14 protein-coding genes are annotated in these 14,571 nt (G+C 72.8%); 10 read left to right on the top strand and 4 right to left on the bottom strand.

Annotation, left to right across the window (positions count from 1 at the left end; all coding sequences use genetic code 11):
* Positions 1 to 4: 4 nt before the first annotated feature.
* A complete protein-coding gene (locus tag DY218_RS03165; RefSeq protein ID WP_128554343.1) occupies positions 5 to 961 on the top strand; it encodes an NAD-dependent epimerase/dehydratase family protein in 957 nt (318 codons plus the stop codon).
* A gap of 20 nt (positions 962 to 981) precedes the next feature.
* On the opposite strand, the gene DY218_RS03160 is transcribed toward DY218_RS03165, so the two are convergent.
* Positions 982 to 1,533 (bottom strand): helix-turn-helix domain-containing protein, encoded by a 552-nt coding sequence (locus DY218_RS03160; protein ID WP_128554342.1) that lies wholly within the window; start codon positions 1,531 to 1,533, stop codon positions 982 to 984.
* A gap of 106 nt (positions 1,534 to 1,639) precedes the next feature.
* Between DY218_RS03160 and DY218_RS03155 the strand changes: the two genes are divergently transcribed.
* On the top strand, positions 1,640 to 2,590 hold the full coding sequence (locus tag DY218_RS03155; protein ID WP_128554341.1) for an alpha/beta hydrolase: 951 nt from the start codon (positions 1,640 to 1,642) through the stop codon (positions 2,588 to 2,590).
* 65 nt (positions 2,591 to 2,655) lie between these two features.
* Positions 2,656 to 3,555: a CPBP family intramembrane glutamic endopeptidase gene (locus tag DY218_RS03150; protein ID WP_233521331.1), complete on the top strand. Its 900-nt coding sequence runs from the start codon at positions 2,656 to 2,658 to the stop codon at positions 3,553 to 3,555.
* An 11-nt stretch (positions 3,556 to 3,566) separates the two neighbouring features.
* Here the strand turns inward: DY218_RS03150 and DY218_RS03145 are convergent, their stop codons facing one another.
* Together DY218_RS03145 and DY218_RS03140 are read right to left on the bottom strand one after the other, a co-directional pair.
* Entirely contained in the window at positions 3,567 to 4,901 is a 1,335-nt protein-coding gene (locus DY218_RS03145) for an enolase C-terminal domain-like protein (protein WP_128554340.1), read from the bottom strand.
* A gap of 123 nt (positions 4,902 to 5,024) precedes the next feature.
* Entirely contained in the window at positions 5,025 to 6,461 is a 1,437-nt protein-coding gene (locus tag DY218_RS03140) for a dihydrolipoyl dehydrogenase family protein (protein ID WP_128554339.1), read from the bottom strand.
* Between the two features lie 127 nt (positions 6,462 to 6,588).
* Here DY218_RS03140 and DY218_RS03135 point away from each other — a divergent pair, with 127 nt between their 5' ends.
* The 3 genes from DY218_RS03135 (at position 6,589) to DY218_RS03125 (ending at position 9,009) form a co-directional block, all read left to right on the top strand.
* Complete coding sequence (locus tag DY218_RS03135) at positions 6,589 to 7,005, top strand: thioredoxin family protein (RefSeq protein WP_128554338.1); 417 nt, start codon at positions 6,589 to 6,591, stop codon at positions 7,003 to 7,005.
* Positions 7,006 to 7,193: 188 nt separating this feature from the next.
* Positions 7,194 to 8,507, top strand: a complete 1,314-nt coding sequence (locus DY218_RS03130) for a hypothetical protein (RefSeq protein ID WP_128554337.1) — start codon at positions 7,194 to 7,196, stop codon at positions 8,505 to 8,507.
* Positions 8,508 to 8,541: 34 nt separating this feature from the next.
* Positions 8,542 to 9,009, top strand: a complete 468-nt coding sequence (locus tag DY218_RS03125; RefSeq protein WP_199566605.1) for a type II toxin-antitoxin system PemK/MazF family toxin — start codon at positions 8,542 to 8,544, stop codon at positions 9,007 to 9,009.
* Positions 9,010 to 9,039: 30 nt separating this feature from the next.
* Here DY218_RS03125 and DY218_RS03120 read toward each other — a convergent pair whose 3' ends face one another.
* Positions 9,040 to 9,930: a TIGR02452 family protein gene (locus DY218_RS03120; RefSeq protein WP_128554335.1), complete on the bottom strand. Its 891-nt coding sequence runs from the start codon at positions 9,928 to 9,930 to the stop codon at positions 9,040 to 9,042.
* A gap of 200 nt (positions 9,931 to 10,130) precedes the next feature.
* On the opposite strand from DY218_RS03120, the gene egtA reads away from it, so the two are divergent.
* The 4 genes from egtA to egtD are packed head-to-tail and all read left to right on the top strand — an operon-like array spanning position 10,131 to position 14,534.
* Complete coding sequence (gene egtA / locus DY218_RS03115) at positions 10,131 to 11,399, top strand: ergothioneine biosynthesis glutamate--cysteine ligase EgtA (protein WP_128554334.1); 1,269 nt, start codon at positions 10,131 to 10,133, stop codon at positions 11,397 to 11,399.
* Complete coding sequence (gene egtB / locus DY218_RS03110) at positions 11,396 to 12,745, top strand: ergothioneine biosynthesis protein EgtB (RefSeq protein WP_128554333.1); 1,350 nt, start codon at positions 11,396 to 11,398, stop codon at positions 12,743 to 12,745. Before egtA ends, egtB begins: the two co-directional genes overlap by 4 nt.
* Positions 12,745 to 13,578 carry an ergothioneine biosynthesis protein EgtC gene (gene egtC / locus DY218_RS03105; protein WP_128554332.1) on the top strand — a complete coding sequence of 278 codons (834 nt, stop codon included), beginning with the start codon at positions 12,745 to 12,747 and terminating at the stop codon, positions 13,576 to 13,578. The genes egtB and egtC overlap by 1 nt, the downstream gene beginning before the upstream one ends.
* Positions 13,575 to 14,534 (top strand): L-histidine N(alpha)-methyltransferase, encoded by a 960-nt coding sequence (gene egtD / locus DY218_RS03100; protein ID WP_128554331.1) that lies wholly within the window; start codon positions 13,575 to 13,577, stop codon positions 14,532 to 14,534. Before egtC ends, egtD begins: the two co-directional genes overlap by 4 nt.
* Positions 14,535 to 14,571 lie beyond the last annotated feature (37 nt).

Genomic DNA, 14,571 nt, shown 5'->3' with positions numbered 1-14,571 from the left:
CGTCATGCCCACCACCAGCAATGACCTGCACGTAGTCCTCGGCGCGGGACCGGCCGGCACCACGGTGGCCACCGAGTTGGCCCGCCGCGGTCACGCCGTCCGCCTGGTCGACCGCACCGCGGAAGGCCCGGCACCCGCCGGCGTCCTGCGCGCCCGGGGTGACGTGGGCACGCTCGAGGGCGCGCGGGCGGCCATCGCGGGTGCCGCCGTGGTCTACCACTGCGTCAACGTCGCCTATCACCGCCAGATCGACCTGCTGCCCGGCATCCAGGACGCCGTGCTCGGCGCGGTCCGGGCCGAGGGCGCGCGACTCGTCGTACTCGACACCCTCTACCCGTACGGCGAGACCGGCGGCGCCGTGATGTCCGAGGACACGCCCTGGCGCGCGACGAGCGCCAAGGGAAGGATGCGGGCCGCGCTGGACGAGAAGTACCTGGCCGCGCACCGCGCCGGGCACACCCGGGTGGTGCTGGGCCGCTCGGCGGACTTCGTCGGCCCTGGCGTCCTCAACTCCACGCTCGGCGGCGGGGTGTTCCCGGGAGCCCTGGCCGGCACCGAGGTGTACGGCCTCGGCGACATCGACCTGCCGCACAGCTACACCGACATCCGCGCAGTGGCCGAAGGACTGGCCACCCTGGGTGAGCACCCCGAGGGCGACGGTCGTGTCTGGCACCTGCCCACCGCGCCGGCCCGCAGTACGCGGGAGGTCTTCCACCTGATCGAGGAGCGGGTCGGCCGAACGCTCGATGTGGTGGTCAAGCCCGATCCCGTCCCGTTCGGACCGTTCGACGAGGTCTTCGTGAGTTCGTACGCCGAGCTCTGGTACCAGCACACCGAACCGCAGATCATGGACTCCACCGCGATCCGGAACGCCTTCGGCCTCGACCCCTTCGACATCGGCGACACCCTCGACGCCACCTTGGACTGGTACCGCGCCTTCCTGGCGACCGCGCGCGGCTGACTGACACCCCGACCGCCCCCTCAGGGCGAGGTTTGTTCGCCCCCGGTCTCCTTGTCGGGCACCAGGGCGAGGCTGATGATGTGGCGGACGCGGCCGTCGCCGGGGGCGTGAGCCGTACGGCGGGCCACCAACTCCTCCAGTTCCTGGACCAGTTCGGCGAACTCCTCGGGGGTGGCCCACACCGCCCCCTGCCGATAGAGCACACCCTCGCGCGGCGGGTCGGCGTCGTCGCGCGCGAGGTAGCGATCGAGGTCGGCCATCATCGCCCCGGTGAAGACCGTGAAGGCCTGCCGGTGGTCGTCCTTCGTCATCCCGGCACGGGCCTCCTCGTCGACGAGGGCCTCGTCCTGCCGGACGCGGTAGCTGCGCTCGACGGTGCCGCGTACGGGTCTCTCCTGGACCACCTCGAGAATGCCCGCCTTGGTGAGCGTCGCGACGTGCCGGTACATGCTGGCCGGCGAGACGTCCGGGAGGCGCTCGCGGAGCTGTGCGGTGGTCAGTTCGCCTGAGCCCACCAGGGTCTGGAGGATGCGCATCCGGACCGGGTGGAGAAGGAGATTCGCAGTCGCCATACCTCATGATCTCACATCTGATAACGTTCTCGAACTTGAGAATGTGCGCAACCGGGGCGAGCACTCGGCGCAGGCACGGGGCTCGTACGCGACGAGAGGCTGGACCTTGCCCGACATCGACATGGCGGTCACCGCGGACGACGGGACGTCACTGGCCGGCACGCTGACCCTGCCGCCCGGCCCGGGACCGCACCCGGCCGCTCTGCTGCTCCACGGCTCCGGCCCACTGGACCGCGAGGGCAGCACGCGGGGCCTCCCCGTGAACCTGGGTCCGCCGGTGGCCGAGGCTCTCGCCGCCCGGGGCATCGCCACCCTGCGCTACGACCGACGCGGCACCGGCGCCACCCCTGGCGACTGGCGGTCGGCGGGCTTCACCGACAACCTCCGGGACGCCGCCGCGGCCATACGTGCCCTGACCGCACGAACCGGCATCCGGCCGGACGCCGTCGCCGCGATCGGCCACAGCGAGGGCGCACTGCACGCCGCGACGCTGGGCGCCCGGATGGACTTACGGGCCGTGGTGCTGCTGGCCGGGTTCGCCAACTCGGGCGAGGAGGCGTTCCGTTGGCAGGGCCGCTCGATCGTGGCGAGCGCGCCCGGCCCGGTCCGACTGCTGCGACGACCACTGGGAGCGCTGGGCGGCCGGGCGCTCGCCCGGGTGAAGCGCACCCGTACGGGCGTGGCGCGGGTGGCCGGAGCCAAGGTCAACGCCCGCTGGCTGCGCGAACTCCTCGCACACGACAGCCGGGACGACCTGGCGGCCGTCGAGGCACCCGTCCTCGCCGTCACCGGCGCCAAGGACCTCCAGGTCGACCCGTCCGACCTGGACCGCATCGCCCGACTGGTCCCCGGCGGGGCGCAGACGCACCGCATCGCGGACCTCACGCACGTACTGCGGCGCGACCCGGGGCGTCACCGCCTGAGCTCGTATCGCCGCCTGCTGCGTGAACCCGTCGACGCCGAACTGCTGGATCTGGTCGCCGAGTGGCTCGGCCGACACCTGGACGCGGCGCCGAACCCGTACGCGGGCCACGAAGAGCAACTCCCGTCCTCCTGAACCTCCGAGACACCTTCACCCTGCGGTACGTCTCACAACGGACCGACGACACGGAACGGTTTGGCATGCTCACCTCACAGCACACCACGCCCTCGGCACTCTCGAACCCCGCACGCCCTGCCACCCGCCGCGCGGACCTGATCCTCTTCATGGCCATCGCCTTCGGCACGAGCTGGGCCTGCTGGGGTGCGGCGATCGCACTCGGCGGATCGGCGTCCGCCGGCACTCCGACGTATGTCCCTTTCCTGCTCGGCGCGTTCGGCCCGCTGATCGGCGCGCTGGTGATCCGGGTGCGGCGCGGGCGGCGGGGTGAGCCGGTCCCCGAGCACGCGGTCCGGTTCCGCCCGGCAGCCCTGGTCCTGGCGCCGCTGCTGATGGTGGCGGCCGCAGGCGCCGTACTGGCCGCGGCGGCGATCGGGCAGGCCGCCGGCGACACCACGCTGAGCTGGTCGGACGCGCAGGACGTGATGGCGGACATGGGTGGCCCCGCGGCCTTCCTGGTCAGCATGCTCGTGTCCGGGCCGCTCTCCGAGGAGCCGGGCTGGCGCGGTACGGCCTACCCGAGGATGCGGGCGACCATGGGACGCTTCCAGATCGCTCTGGTGCTCGGTGTGAGCTGGGCGGTGTGGCACATGCCGCTGTTCTTCATCGACGGCACGGTCCAGCACGACCTGGGCCTCGCGACCCCGAGCGGTGTGCTCTTCGCCGTCGGGAACATCCCCATGGCCATGCTCGTCACCTGCGCCTACGAGCGGGCCGGCGTACTCGCCGCGATCGCCGTGCACTTCGCCGTCAACACGACGATGGTCCTGCTGCACGTGACGACTCCCGCGACCCAGGCCCTGATCACGGGCTGCCAGCTCGTCCTGATCGCCGTACTGCTGCTCACCGGGCGGCGGGACACAGGCCCCCGCACCGAGGCACCGATCGAGGCACCGGCTCCGCACCCCGTCGCCCGGCGATAGCGTCCTCGCGCCTACCTCACCAGGCAGGGTCGCTTCGGGTCGAACTGCCAGTCGGGGATGAGGTACTGCATCGCGGTCGCGTCGTCGCGCGCGCCGAGTGCCTTCTCCCGGTAGAGCTCGTGCGCCGCGTGCAGGCGGTCCGGGTCGAGCCGGACACCGAGGCCCGGCGCCGACGGCACGGCGACCTCACCGCCGGTGATACGGGGCGGGGTGAACGTGAGGCGCTCCAGGCCCTCCTGCCAGATCCAGTGGGTGTCGAGGGCGTTGTAGTCGCCGGGGGCCGCGGCGCCGCAGTGCGTGATCATGGCGAGTGAGATGTCGAAGTGGTTGTTGGAGTGGCAGCCCCAGGTGAGGCCGGTCTCGTGGCAGAGCTGGGCCACTCGTACCGATCCCTGCATGGTCCAGAAGTGCGGGTCGGCCAGCGGGATGGAGACGGATTGCAGGGCCAGGGCGTGGGTCAACTGGCGCCAGTCGGTGGCGATCATGTTGGTCGCGGTGGGCAGGCCCGTGGCGCGCCGGAACTCGGCGAGGATCTCGCGCCCGGAGTATCCGTCCTCGGCCCCGCAGGGGTCCTCGGCATAGGCGAGGGTGTCGAGGAGAGGGCCGCAGAGGTCCACCGCCTCGCACAGTGACCAGGAGCCGTTGGGGTCGAGGGTGATCCTGGCCTCGGGGAAGCGCCGCTTCAGGGCGCGCACCGCGGCGACCTCCTCGGTGCCCGCCAGTACGCCGCCCTTGAGCTTGAAGTCCCGGAATCCGTACAGGGCTTGGGCGGCCTCGGCCTGGCGTACGACGGCTTCGGGGGTGAGGGCCTCCTCGTGCCGGATGCGGTACCAGTCGGTCGCGGCGTCAGGTTCACGTACGTAGTCGAGATCGGTGCGGTCCGGGTCGCCCACATAGAAGAGATAGCCCAACATCCGTACGGATTCCCGCTGTTGGCCGTCGCCGAGCAGCGCCGCGACGGGTACGCCGAGGTGTTGGCCGAGGAGGTCGAGCAGGGCGGACTCGACCGCCGTGACGGCGTGCACGGTGGTCCGCAGATCGAAGGTCTGGCTGCCGCGCCCGGATCGGTCGCGGTCGCCGAAGCGGTCCCCGATCGCCCGCAGGACGGCCTTGTACCGCCCCAACTCCGCACCCAGGACCAGTGGTTCGGTGTCGGTGAGGGTGCGGGTGATGGCCTCGCCGCCCGGCACCTCGCCGAGTCCGGTGCGGCCCTCGGAGTCCGTCAGGACGAGGACGTTCCGAGTGAAGAAGGGGCCGTGGGCTCCGGAGAGATTGAGCTCCATGCTGTCCCGGCCGGCGACGGGGAACACCGCGTACGAGACGACGGTCGGTTGTGCGGTACCCATCGGATCCTCAGCCTCAAATTCTCATACGTGGACGCCAGTTGCGTATGAAGACGGCTCGAGGCTAGGACGGGCCGGCTCGGGGCGTCAATGGGAGCGTCCCGAGCCGGCCCTCGAATCCGCGGGTCAGCCGCGGTACGTCTCCAGGAGGCGGAGCCAGATCTCGCTGATCGTCGGGTACGCGGGGACCGCGTGCCAGAGGCGCTCCACCGGGACCTCGGCGGTGACGGCGACGGTGGCCGCGTGCAGGAGTTCACCGGCGCCGGGGCCGACGAAGGTGGCGCCGATGACCGTCTCCGTGTCGAGGTCGACCAGCATCCTGGCCTGCCCGCGGTAGCCGTGCGCGTAGAGCCCCGCGCCGGCGACCGCGCCCATGTCGTGGTCGACCGCGCGCACCCGGCGCCCGGCCGCCTCGGCCTCGGCGAGCGTCGGCCCGACCGCGGCCACCTCCGGGTCGGTGAAGACGACCTGGGGCACGGCCCGGTGGTCGGCGGTCGCCGCGTGGGCGCCCCAGGGATCCGTCTCGAGCAGCGGCACTCCAGCCGCCCGTGCGGCGATGGCGGCGCCGGCGATGCGCGCCTGGTACTTGCCCTGGTGGGTCAGCAGCGCCCGGTGGTTGACGTCCCCGACCGCGTACAGCCAGTCGGTGCCGGCCACCCGGCAGCTGTCGTCCGTGGTGAGCCAGGATCCGTCCTCGAAGCCGACGGACTCCAGGCCGAGGTCGTCCGTGCGCGGGGCGCGGCCGGTGGCCATCAGCACCTCGTCGGCCTCGACCAGGGAACCGTCGCCGAGCGTCAGGGTGACCGTGTCGCCGCGCCGGACCACGGAGGTCACATCGGTGCCGGTGCGGACGTCCGCGCCGGCTTCGCGCAGCCCTTCGGCGACCAGTTCGCCGGCGAAGGGTTCCATGCGCGGCAGCAGTCCGTCGCCGCGGGCGAGCAGGGTGACGCGGGATCCGAGCCCCTGCCAGGCGGCGGCCATCTCGGTGCCGACCACTCCCCCGCCGACCACGGCGAGCCGCTCGGGGACGTGGTCCGCGCTGGTGGCCTCGCGGCTGGTCCAGGCGCGGGCGCCGGCGAGCCCGGGCAGATCCGGCAGTACCGCGCGGCTGCCGGTGCACACGGCGACGGCCTTCCGCGCCACCAGGACGTGCCGCTCGCGCTCGGGGCTGGTCACGGTGACGCGTTTCGGGCCGTCGAGGCGGCCGTGGCCGCGATGGACCCGGACGCCGATGGAGTCCAGCCAGCCGGCCTGGCCGTCGTCCTTCCAGTGGTTGGTGTAGTAGTCCCGGTGGGCGAGTACGGCGGCGGCGTCGAGGGGGCCCTGCACCGATTGGCGCAGGCCCGGCACCCTGCGTGCGTCGGCCCGTGCGATCACCGGGCGCAACAGCGCCTTGCTGGGCATGCACGCCCAGTAGGAGCATTCGCCCCCGATCAGCTCGCTCTCCACGATCGCGGTGCTCAGGCCCGCTGCCCGGGCGCGATCCGCCACGTTCTCCCCCACGGGCCCGGCGCCCAGGACGACGACGTCGTACTCGATGGTGGCTGCATGTCCCTGTCCCATGAATCCCAGTCTTCCCGGATGTGTGCGCCGCGGCCACAGGGGCAGCCGGAACAGTGGCCCGGAATAGGGCACGGTCCCGCGCCGTTGTGCGGGTCAGTACGACGCAGCCGCCTGGAGAGGTAGATCAGTGAGCACCCAGGAACTCACCAAGGACAACTTCGACGAGATCGTGTCGGAGAACGATTTCGTGCTCATCGACTTCTGGGCGGCCTGGTGCGGTCCCTGCCGGCAGTTCGGTCCGGTGTACGAGAGCGCCTCCGAGCGCCACCCGGACCTGGTCTTCGGCAAGGTGGACACGGAGGCCCAGCCCGAGCTCGCGCAGGCCTTCGGCATTCAGTCGATCCCGACGCTCGCGATCGTCCGGGACAAGGTGGCGATCTTCGCGCAGCCCGGTGCGCTGCCGGAGTCGGCCCTGGAGGATGTCATCGGCCAGGCACGCGATGTGAATATGGACGATGTACGGAAGGCCATTGCCGAGGAGCAGGCCAATCAGGGTGGCGAGGGCGCGCAGGGCGGTCAGCCCGCTTCGCCCGCCGGCGAGTGAGCGGGGCCGGCCGCCGCCTCGGGTGAGCGGCCGGCGCGAGCGCGAGGACAGCCGCGCGCGTCGGGACATCGAGGACCCGGAGTTCCCCCAGGGCTCCGGGTCCTTCTGCGTCCGCGTCCCGGGAGCCGTCGCGTAGGGTCGGTCGTCGCCGGAGCAGGGGCCGTACGGCCGGGGGAACGGGGGACGTGATGGGCGTACGACGGGGAGCACCGCTGGTGGGCGGCGCGGGCGTGGTCGTGGTGGCGGTGATCGCGGCGACCGTCTGGGCCTGGGGCGGGCCGGACGGCGGGGGCGGGGGCGACGACGCGAAGAAGCCCGCCCCGCCGCGCGTCCTGAAGGCGGCGTGGCAACAGACGGATTACGAGGGGACGCCTCGCCGGTTGCCGTGGTGGAACATCCGCGACCTCTTCGTGGACCGGCTCGGCGACGGTGTGCAGGGCCTGGACGCGCGTACCGGCGAAGGCCGTTGGAAGCTGCGCCTGCCGAGCGGCGCCCGATCGCTGTGCACGCTGTCGGACGAGGTCAACGCGGACGGGATCGGTGCCGCGCTGCTGCGTCCGGTCGATGCCGAAGAGGGGCGGTGCACACTGGCCGCGGCGGTCGACGCGAAGACGGGCAGATGGCTCTGGACGGCCCCGCTCGACGCCGACCACGAGCCGGGAGACAGCGGCCCGCCCGGCACCACGCACAGCGTCGCGGCCGGCTCCGCGGTCCTGACCTTCAACTCCCGTACGGGGCCGGTCCGTTTCACACCCGGGGGCAGGCGTCTCGACCCGCTGCTGCCGAAGGACGACGACTGCACGGTCTCGGCCCCTTCCTCCGAGGTGGGTGCGCGGTATGCGCTGCTCACCCGCCACTGCCCCACCGAGGCGGGGAGCGACCGGAAGAAGCCGGCCGACAAGCGGATGCTGTACGACCTCGAATCCGGCGAGCGGCTCACGGACGGCAACCGCGCGGGGACCATCGTCTCCGAAGACCCTCTCGTCCTGCTGCGGACGGAACGGGGCGCGCAGTTCAGCCACTTGGACACGTACGACGCCTCCGGCCGGCCGCTGCGGCGGATCAGGCTCCCGGACAACGCGCTGGTGGGCCGCCCGGATGCGGTCCACTTCGCCGACGGCGTCGCGGTCGTGCCCACCGCGGGCTCGATCCGCGGTCTGACCGTCGGCACGGCGGTGATCGATCTGGAGACCGGCAAGCAGCTCTGGGCGGACAAGGGCTCGAAGAAGCGGGCGGCCGCCTACCCCGTGGGCGTCGACGGTGACCGGGTGATCGCGGTCTCGGACGGTGCGGGCGACGCGGGCCAGGCGGAGGTGTACACCTTCGGACTGCGAGACGGTGCGCGGGAGTTCGCCGGCCGGGTGCGGGGAGCGCCGAAGACGATCAGCGGCGTGGATGTGAGCTGCGAGGACGCCTGGTGGCAGGACGGCACGCTGTACCTGCGGGACGTGCGGGGCCAGTCCGGCGACGGCCGGGTCGTCAGAGCGTTCCGCTTCGGGTGACCTGCCTCGGGGCCGCCGGTGAGGTTGGCCTAGGGTGCTGCGCGTGACTTCCTCCACCGATCCCCAGTACCGCGCCGACTCCCCCGGCCGCCACGGGCCTTCGGCCACCACCGAGGCCGATCCCCGGCAGGTGGGCCGGGTCCGTACCGAGTACTCGCCGGCCCGCGACGGCGACCCGGACCCGGGCGAGATCGTCTGGACCTGGGTGCCGTACGAGGAGAACGACGGCCGGGGCAAGGACCGTCCGGTGCTGATCGTCGCGCGCGAGACGGCCGGCAGCCTGCTCGGTGTGGCGCTGTCCAGCAAGCGGCACGACGGGGACCGGGAGTGGGCGCCGCTGGGCAGTGGCCCCTGGGACTCCTCCGGCCGCGAGTCATGGGTGGACCTGGACCGGGTGCTGCGGGTGCACGACGGCGGGATGCGCCGGGAGGCCTGCGCGCTCGACCGGATGCGCTTCAATGCGGTGGTGCATCGGCTCCGGGAGCGCTACGGCTGGCAATGAATCACGCGGGCACGGCCGCCTCGGGACCTCTCACGGCGCCGTGTCCGCGGTCAGGTCCGCGAAGGCATCGGTGAACGCACCGAGCGTGGTGGCCGCGCGCGTGCGGTCGAGCACGGCGAACACCACCTGGCTGAAAGCGGCCTCGAAGCGCCCGCCGTCCGCGAGCAGCGCCCGGAATGCGGCCGCGACCTGCGCCGGGTCGTTCCGGAAGACTCCGCAGCCCCAGGCGCCGAGGACAAGTCGCCGGTATCCGCAGGCGGTTGCGGTCTCCAGGACGCGTTCGGCGCGGCGCGCGAGCGCCTGCGCGATACGGGGCGCCGCGTCCGGCGTACGGCTGAGGATGACGCCCGCGTTGGGCGCGGGCGAGGTCAGGAAGCCGACCCGGTAGGGGACTTGGAGGAGCGCGCCGCGGTCGTCACGGAACACCGGGACGCCGGGTGAGTGGATCACGCGGTCGGTGTAGAACGGGTCCCGGTCCGCGCGGTGGTGGGCGTAGTAGTCCGGGGCGCGGAGCAGGCAGTGGTAGAGGGCGGAGGCCCGGCAGAGTGCTTCCTCCTGCGCCTGGGCGCCGTTGAGGAAGCCTCCGCCGGGGTTGCGCGCTGAGGCGAAGTTGAGGACGGCGACCGGATCCGCGCCCTCGGCCGGCGCATCCGCCGGCGGGGTCAGCAGGCGGTGGGCCGCCTCCAGGCTGCTCTCGGCGGTCGTCTCGAAACGGGTGGCGGCGGACGCCGCCCGGTCGGCGCCGGATCCCGTACGAGCGTCGCCGGCGGCGACCGGTTCCGGACCGAACAGGGCCGTGCCGTCGGCCGCGGCCGCGACGTCCGCGGCGAGGTCCACCCGCCGGCCGTCCGGAAGTACGTAGTGACCTGCTGCGACGATCTCCTGGGTGTGCTGTGCGGTCGCCCGCAGTCGTGCGCTCATGTGCCGTCCCCCGTCGTTCTCATGTCGCCATGGTTGCCCGCGGGCGACGGCTGCCGCAATGCAATTCGTCGGCCGGAGGTGCACCCTTGTGCAGGTGCGGCGGAAGAGTTTGGGTTGACGGGGAGAGGCGAGCGGAGGCATTCTCACCGAGCCACGCATTATCGAACACACCTTCGATCCATGATCCGGAGGACCGATCCATGCAAGAGGCCGACTGTCCCCGGCGCACCCCCACCGTCACCGAGGCGGAGGTCGAGGCGCTGGTCAAGGGAATCTGTTTCAAGACCGGACCGCCCCACACTCTTGGTGTCGAACTCGAATGGCACATACGGGACTTGAGCGATCCCAGGCTCCGTGTCCCACCCGAACGCCACGAGGCGGCGCTTGCCGCGGTCCGCGCCCTGCCGCTCGCCTCACCGCTCACCGTGGAACCCGGCGGGCAGCTCGAGCTGAGCTCGCTCCCCGCCCCTTCCCTCTCCGCATGCGTCGACCTCGTGTCGGCCGATCTCCTTCTCCTGCGCCGCACGCTCGCCGACTTCGGACTCGGTCTCAGCGGGATCGGGCAGGATCCCTGGCTTCCGCCGCGGCGCACCCTGAACGCCGCGCGCTACGACGCGATGGAGGCCTACTTCGACCGGGCGGGCCCCGCCGGACGGGCGATGATGTGCTCCTCGGCCTCGGTCCAGGTGTGCGTCGACGCCGGGCACGAGGAGCCTGGCCCACTCGGGCACGGGCGCCGCTGGCGCATGGCCCATCTGCTGGGCGCCGTTCTGGTCGCGGCGTTCGCCAACTCCCCCATGGCCGAGGGCCGTCGGACCGGCTGGCGGTCGACACGGCAGGCCGTGTGGGCGGCGATCGAACCGGGCAGATCGGCGGCGCCGCCGGACGGCGCGGAACCGCGGGCGGCCTGGACGCAGCATGTCCTGGACGCCCCGGTGATGTGTCTGCGCACCGAGCACGGCCCCTGGCAGATCCCGGACCGGCTCACCTTCCGCGACTGGCTGCGGCACGGGCTGCCGCGCCCGCCCACTCAGGACGACCTGGACTATCACCTGACCACCCTGTTCCCGCCGGTACGGCCGCGCGGGCACCTGGAACTGCGCATGATCGACGCCCAGCCGGGCGACGACGGCTGGCTGGTCCCGCTCGCGGTCACCGATGCGCTCTTCGACGATCCGGAGGCGGCCGAGCGCGCGTACCGGATCGTCGAGCCCCTCGGCGAGCGTGCCGGTCCGCAGCCGGCGCCGCGTAATCCGTTGTGGCTGGACGCGGCCCGGCACGGCCTCGCCGACCCCGAACTCCACCGGGCCGCTTCCGAGTGCTTCGCGGCGGCGGCCGAGGCGCTGCCGCGGCGCGGCGCCTCGACGACGGTGCGCGACGCCGTCGGCGCCTTCGCGGAACGCCATGTCGCCCGCGGCCGCTGCCCGGCCGACGATCTGCTCGACCGAACCGACGGGAGGCACCCATGACCTCGCCCCAGGCCGACCCGGAGGCGCTGCGGACCCGCGCCCTCGACGTACTGACCACCGCCCGGGACCGCACCCGGCTGCTCACCGAGTGCGTGGACGAGTCCGAACTCACCGCTCAGCACTCGCCGTTGATGTCGCCCCTGGTGTGGGATCTGGCGCATATCGGCAATCAGGAGGAGCAGTGGCTGCTGCGTGCGGTCGCCGGGCAGGAGGCGCTGCGCCCGGAGATCGACTCGGTGTACGACGCCTTCGAGCACCCGCGAGCGGAGCGGCCGAGCCTGCCGCTGCTCGCCCCGGACGAGGCACATCGCTACGCCGGTGAGGTGCGCGGCCGGGTGATGGACGTACTCGAAGGATCCTCGCTGCGCGGATCCCCGCTGGAGGACTCGGCGTTCGCCTTCGGCATGATCGCGCAGCACGAACAGCAGCACGACGAGACCATGTTGATCACCCATCAGCTGCGGAAGGGGCCCGCCGCCCTCACCGACGAGTCGGCCGCTCCCCCGCGCGCCACGCTCACCGCGCCCGAGGTCCTGGTACCCGGCGGCCCGTTCACCATGGGCACCTCCACGGAGCCCTGGGCGCTGGACAACGAGCGTCCCGCGCACCGCCGCGAGGTGCCCGCCTTCCGGATCGACACGGCGCCGGTCACCTGTGGCGCGTACCAGGCGTTCATGGCGGACGGCGGGTACGAGGATCCGCGCTGGTGGGATCCGCAGGGCTTCGCCCTGGTGTCCCGGCAGGGCATCCGGGCGCCGCTGTTCTGGCGCCGGGAGGGCGGGAGTTGGCTGCGGCGGCGCTTCGGTGTGACCGAGCCCGTGCCGGCCGACGAGCCGGTACTGCACGTCAGTTGGTACGAGGCGGACGCGTATGCGCGCTGGGCGGGGCGGCGCCTGCCGACCGAGGCCGAGTGGGAGAAGGCCGCACGGCACGACCCGTCGACCGGGCGGTCGCGACGCTACCCGTGGGGCGACGAGGACCCGGGCGCCGAGCACGCGAATCTCGGGCAGCGGAGGCTGGGCCCGGCGCCGGCCGGCAGCTTCCCCGCGGGCCGATCCCCGCTGGGCGTGGGCCAGTTGATGGGCGATGTGTGGGAGTGGACGTCGAGCGGCTTCCTGCCGTACCCCGGCTTCGCCGCCTTCCCGTACCGGGAGTACTCCGAGGTGTTCTTCGGCGGCGACTACAAGGTGCTGCGCGGCGGGTCGTTCGCGGTCGGCGAGGTGGCCTGCCGGGGCACCTTCCGCAACTGGGACCATCCGGTGCGCCGGCAGATCTTCTCCGGTTTCCGCACGGCCCGCGACGCCGGGCCGGACGAGGGCGGCGCGACCGACGACGGGGCCCGCTGATGTGCCGTCATCTCGCGTACCTCGGTGATCCGCTGCCCCTCGGGGAGGTGCTCGTCCGGCCTCCCCACAGCCTGTACCGGCAGTCCTGGGAGCCGCGGGAGCAGCGCTACGGCACGGTCAACGCGGATGGTTTCGGGGCGGGTTGGTACGCGGACGAGGACCCGGAGCCGGCCCGCTACCGGCAGGCAGGACCCGTCTGGGCGGATGCGAACTACGCGGATCTCACCCGGGTGGTCCGCAGCGGCGCGGTGCTCGCCGCGGTGCGGGACGCGACCGAGGCAGGCGCGGACGGGGCCGCCGCGGCCGCCCCGTTCGCCGGTGCGGGCCGGCTCTTCAGTCACAACGGGGCGGTCAGCGGGTGGCCGGAGTCGCTCGCGACGGTGGCCGGGACACTGCCGGCGCTCAATCTGCTGTCCCTGGAGGCCCGTTGCGACTCCGCTCTGGTGTGGGCGCTGGTGCTGCACCGCATGCGCGCGGGTGCGGGCGACGGGCCGGCGCTCGCCGGTGCCGTGCGCGAGGTCGCCGCCGCGGCGCCGGGCTCGCGCCTCAATCTCCTGGTCACCGACGGCCGTTCGATCACCGCGACCGCCTGGGGCGACACCTTGTACTACCTGGCCGGCCCGGGCCTGCGCACCGTGGTGGCGTCCGAGCCGTACGACGACGATCCGGCCTGGTGCCGGGTCCCGGACCGGACCCTGCTCACCGCGAGCCGTACGGAGGTCCGCCTCACCCCGATCGACGCCCCGGCCGCCGGCCCGGCCGACGACGGCTCGCGCGTGCCCGACGACCGACCGAACCCGCTCGACCATCCCTTTGAGGAGCCGATCGCGTGAGCCCGTTCCAGCTGACCCGCATCCTGCCCGAGGACGCGACCGGGGCCGCGCTCCGCGCCGATGTGCGCAGCGGCCTGACCCGCAGCCCCAAGACCCTGCCGCCGAAGTGGTTCTACGACGCCCACGGCAGCGCCCTCTTCGAGAAGATCACCGAGCTCTCCGAGTACTATCCGACGCGCGCTGAGCGGGAGATCCTGCACAGCCGCGCCGAGCGGATCGCCGCGGCGAGCGGCGCCCGGACCCTGGTGGAACTGGGCTCCGGCTCCTCCGAGAAGACCCGTCTGCTGCTCGACGCCCTGCCCGGCCTGGACAGTTACGTACCGGTGGACGTGAGCGCCAGTGCCCTGGAGGACGCCGGCCGGGCGCTGGCCGCGGAACGGCCGGGGCTCGAGGTGCACGCGCTCATCGCCGACTTCACCCGGGCGCTCACGCTCCCGACGACACCGGGTCCGCGGCTGGTCGCCTTCCTCGGCGGCACGGTCGGCAATCTGCTGCCCACGGAGCGGGCGGCGTTCCTGCGCTCCGTACGGCGGCTGCTCGAGCCGGGCGACATGCTGCTGCTCGGCACGGACCTGGTGAAGGACGAGCGCGAGCTCGTGACCGCGTACGACGATCCGTCGGGCGTGACCGCCGAGTTCAACAAGAACGTCCTCGCGGTGATCAACCGGGAGCTCCGCGCCGACTTCGATCCGCAGGACTTCGATCACGTCGCCCGCTGGGACCCGGACCGTGAGTGGGTCGAGATGCGGCTTCGCGCCCGGCGTGCGCTCACGGTGCACATACAGGAGCTGGACCTCGCCGTGGAGTTCGCGGCCGGCGAGGAACTGCGGACCGAGGTGTCGGCCAAGTTCCGCGAGGAGCGGGTCCGGGTGGAGCTGGCCGCGGCCGGGTTCCTGCCGGCCCACTGGTGGACGGATCGACGGGGGCGGTTCGCGCTGTCGCTCTCCGGGGTGTGAGGGCGCCGGCCAGGAGAGCCGAACCGTACGGCGGGGT

The sequence above is a fragment of the Streptomyces triticagri genome, assembly GCF_003429565.1.
Taxonomy (GTDB): Bacteria; Actinomycetota; Actinomycetes; order Streptomycetales; family Streptomycetaceae; genus Streptomyces; species Streptomyces triticagri.
Note: the sequence above shows the minus strand (reverse complement) of the source record. Positions and strands in the feature narration are given on the sequence as shown.

Excerpts from the sequence above, each read along its gene's own strand:
- DY218_RS03165 (WP_128554343.1), top strand. The coding sequence starts at position 5 with ATGCCCACCACCAGCAATGACCTGCACGTAGTCCTCGGCGCGGGACCG.
- DY218_RS03160 (WP_128554342.1), bottom strand. The coding sequence starts at position 1,533 with ATGGCGACTGCGAATCTCCTTCTCCACCCGGTCCGGATGCGCATCCTC.
- DY218_RS03150 (WP_233521331.1), top strand. The coding sequence starts at position 2,656 with ATGCTCACCTCACAGCACACCACGCCCTCGGCACTCTCGAACCCCGCA.
- DY218_RS03145 (WP_128554340.1), bottom strand. The coding sequence starts at position 4,901 with ATGGGTACCGCACAACCGACCGTCGTCTCGTACGCGGTGTTCCCCGTC.
- DY218_RS03140 (WP_128554339.1), bottom strand. The coding sequence starts at position 6,461 with ATGGGACAGGGACATGCAGCCACCATCGAGTACGACGTCGTCGTCCTG.
- DY218_RS03130 (WP_128554337.1), top strand. The coding sequence starts at position 7,194 with ATGGGCGTACGACGGGGAGCACCGCTGGTGGGCGGCGCGGGCGTGGTC.
- DY218_RS03120 (WP_128554335.1), bottom strand. The coding sequence starts at position 9,930 with ATGAGCGCACGACTGCGGGCGACCGCACAGCACACCCAGGAGATCGTC.
- egtA (WP_128554334.1), top strand. The coding sequence starts at position 10,131 with ATGCAAGAGGCCGACTGTCCCCGGCGCACCCCCACCGTCACCGAGGCG.
- egtB (WP_128554333.1), top strand. The coding sequence starts at position 11,396 with ATGACCTCGCCCCAGGCCGACCCGGAGGCGCTGCGGACCCGCGCCCTC.
- egtC (WP_128554332.1), top strand. The coding sequence starts at position 12,745 with ATGTGCCGTCATCTCGCGTACCTCGGTGATCCGCTGCCCCTCGGGGAG.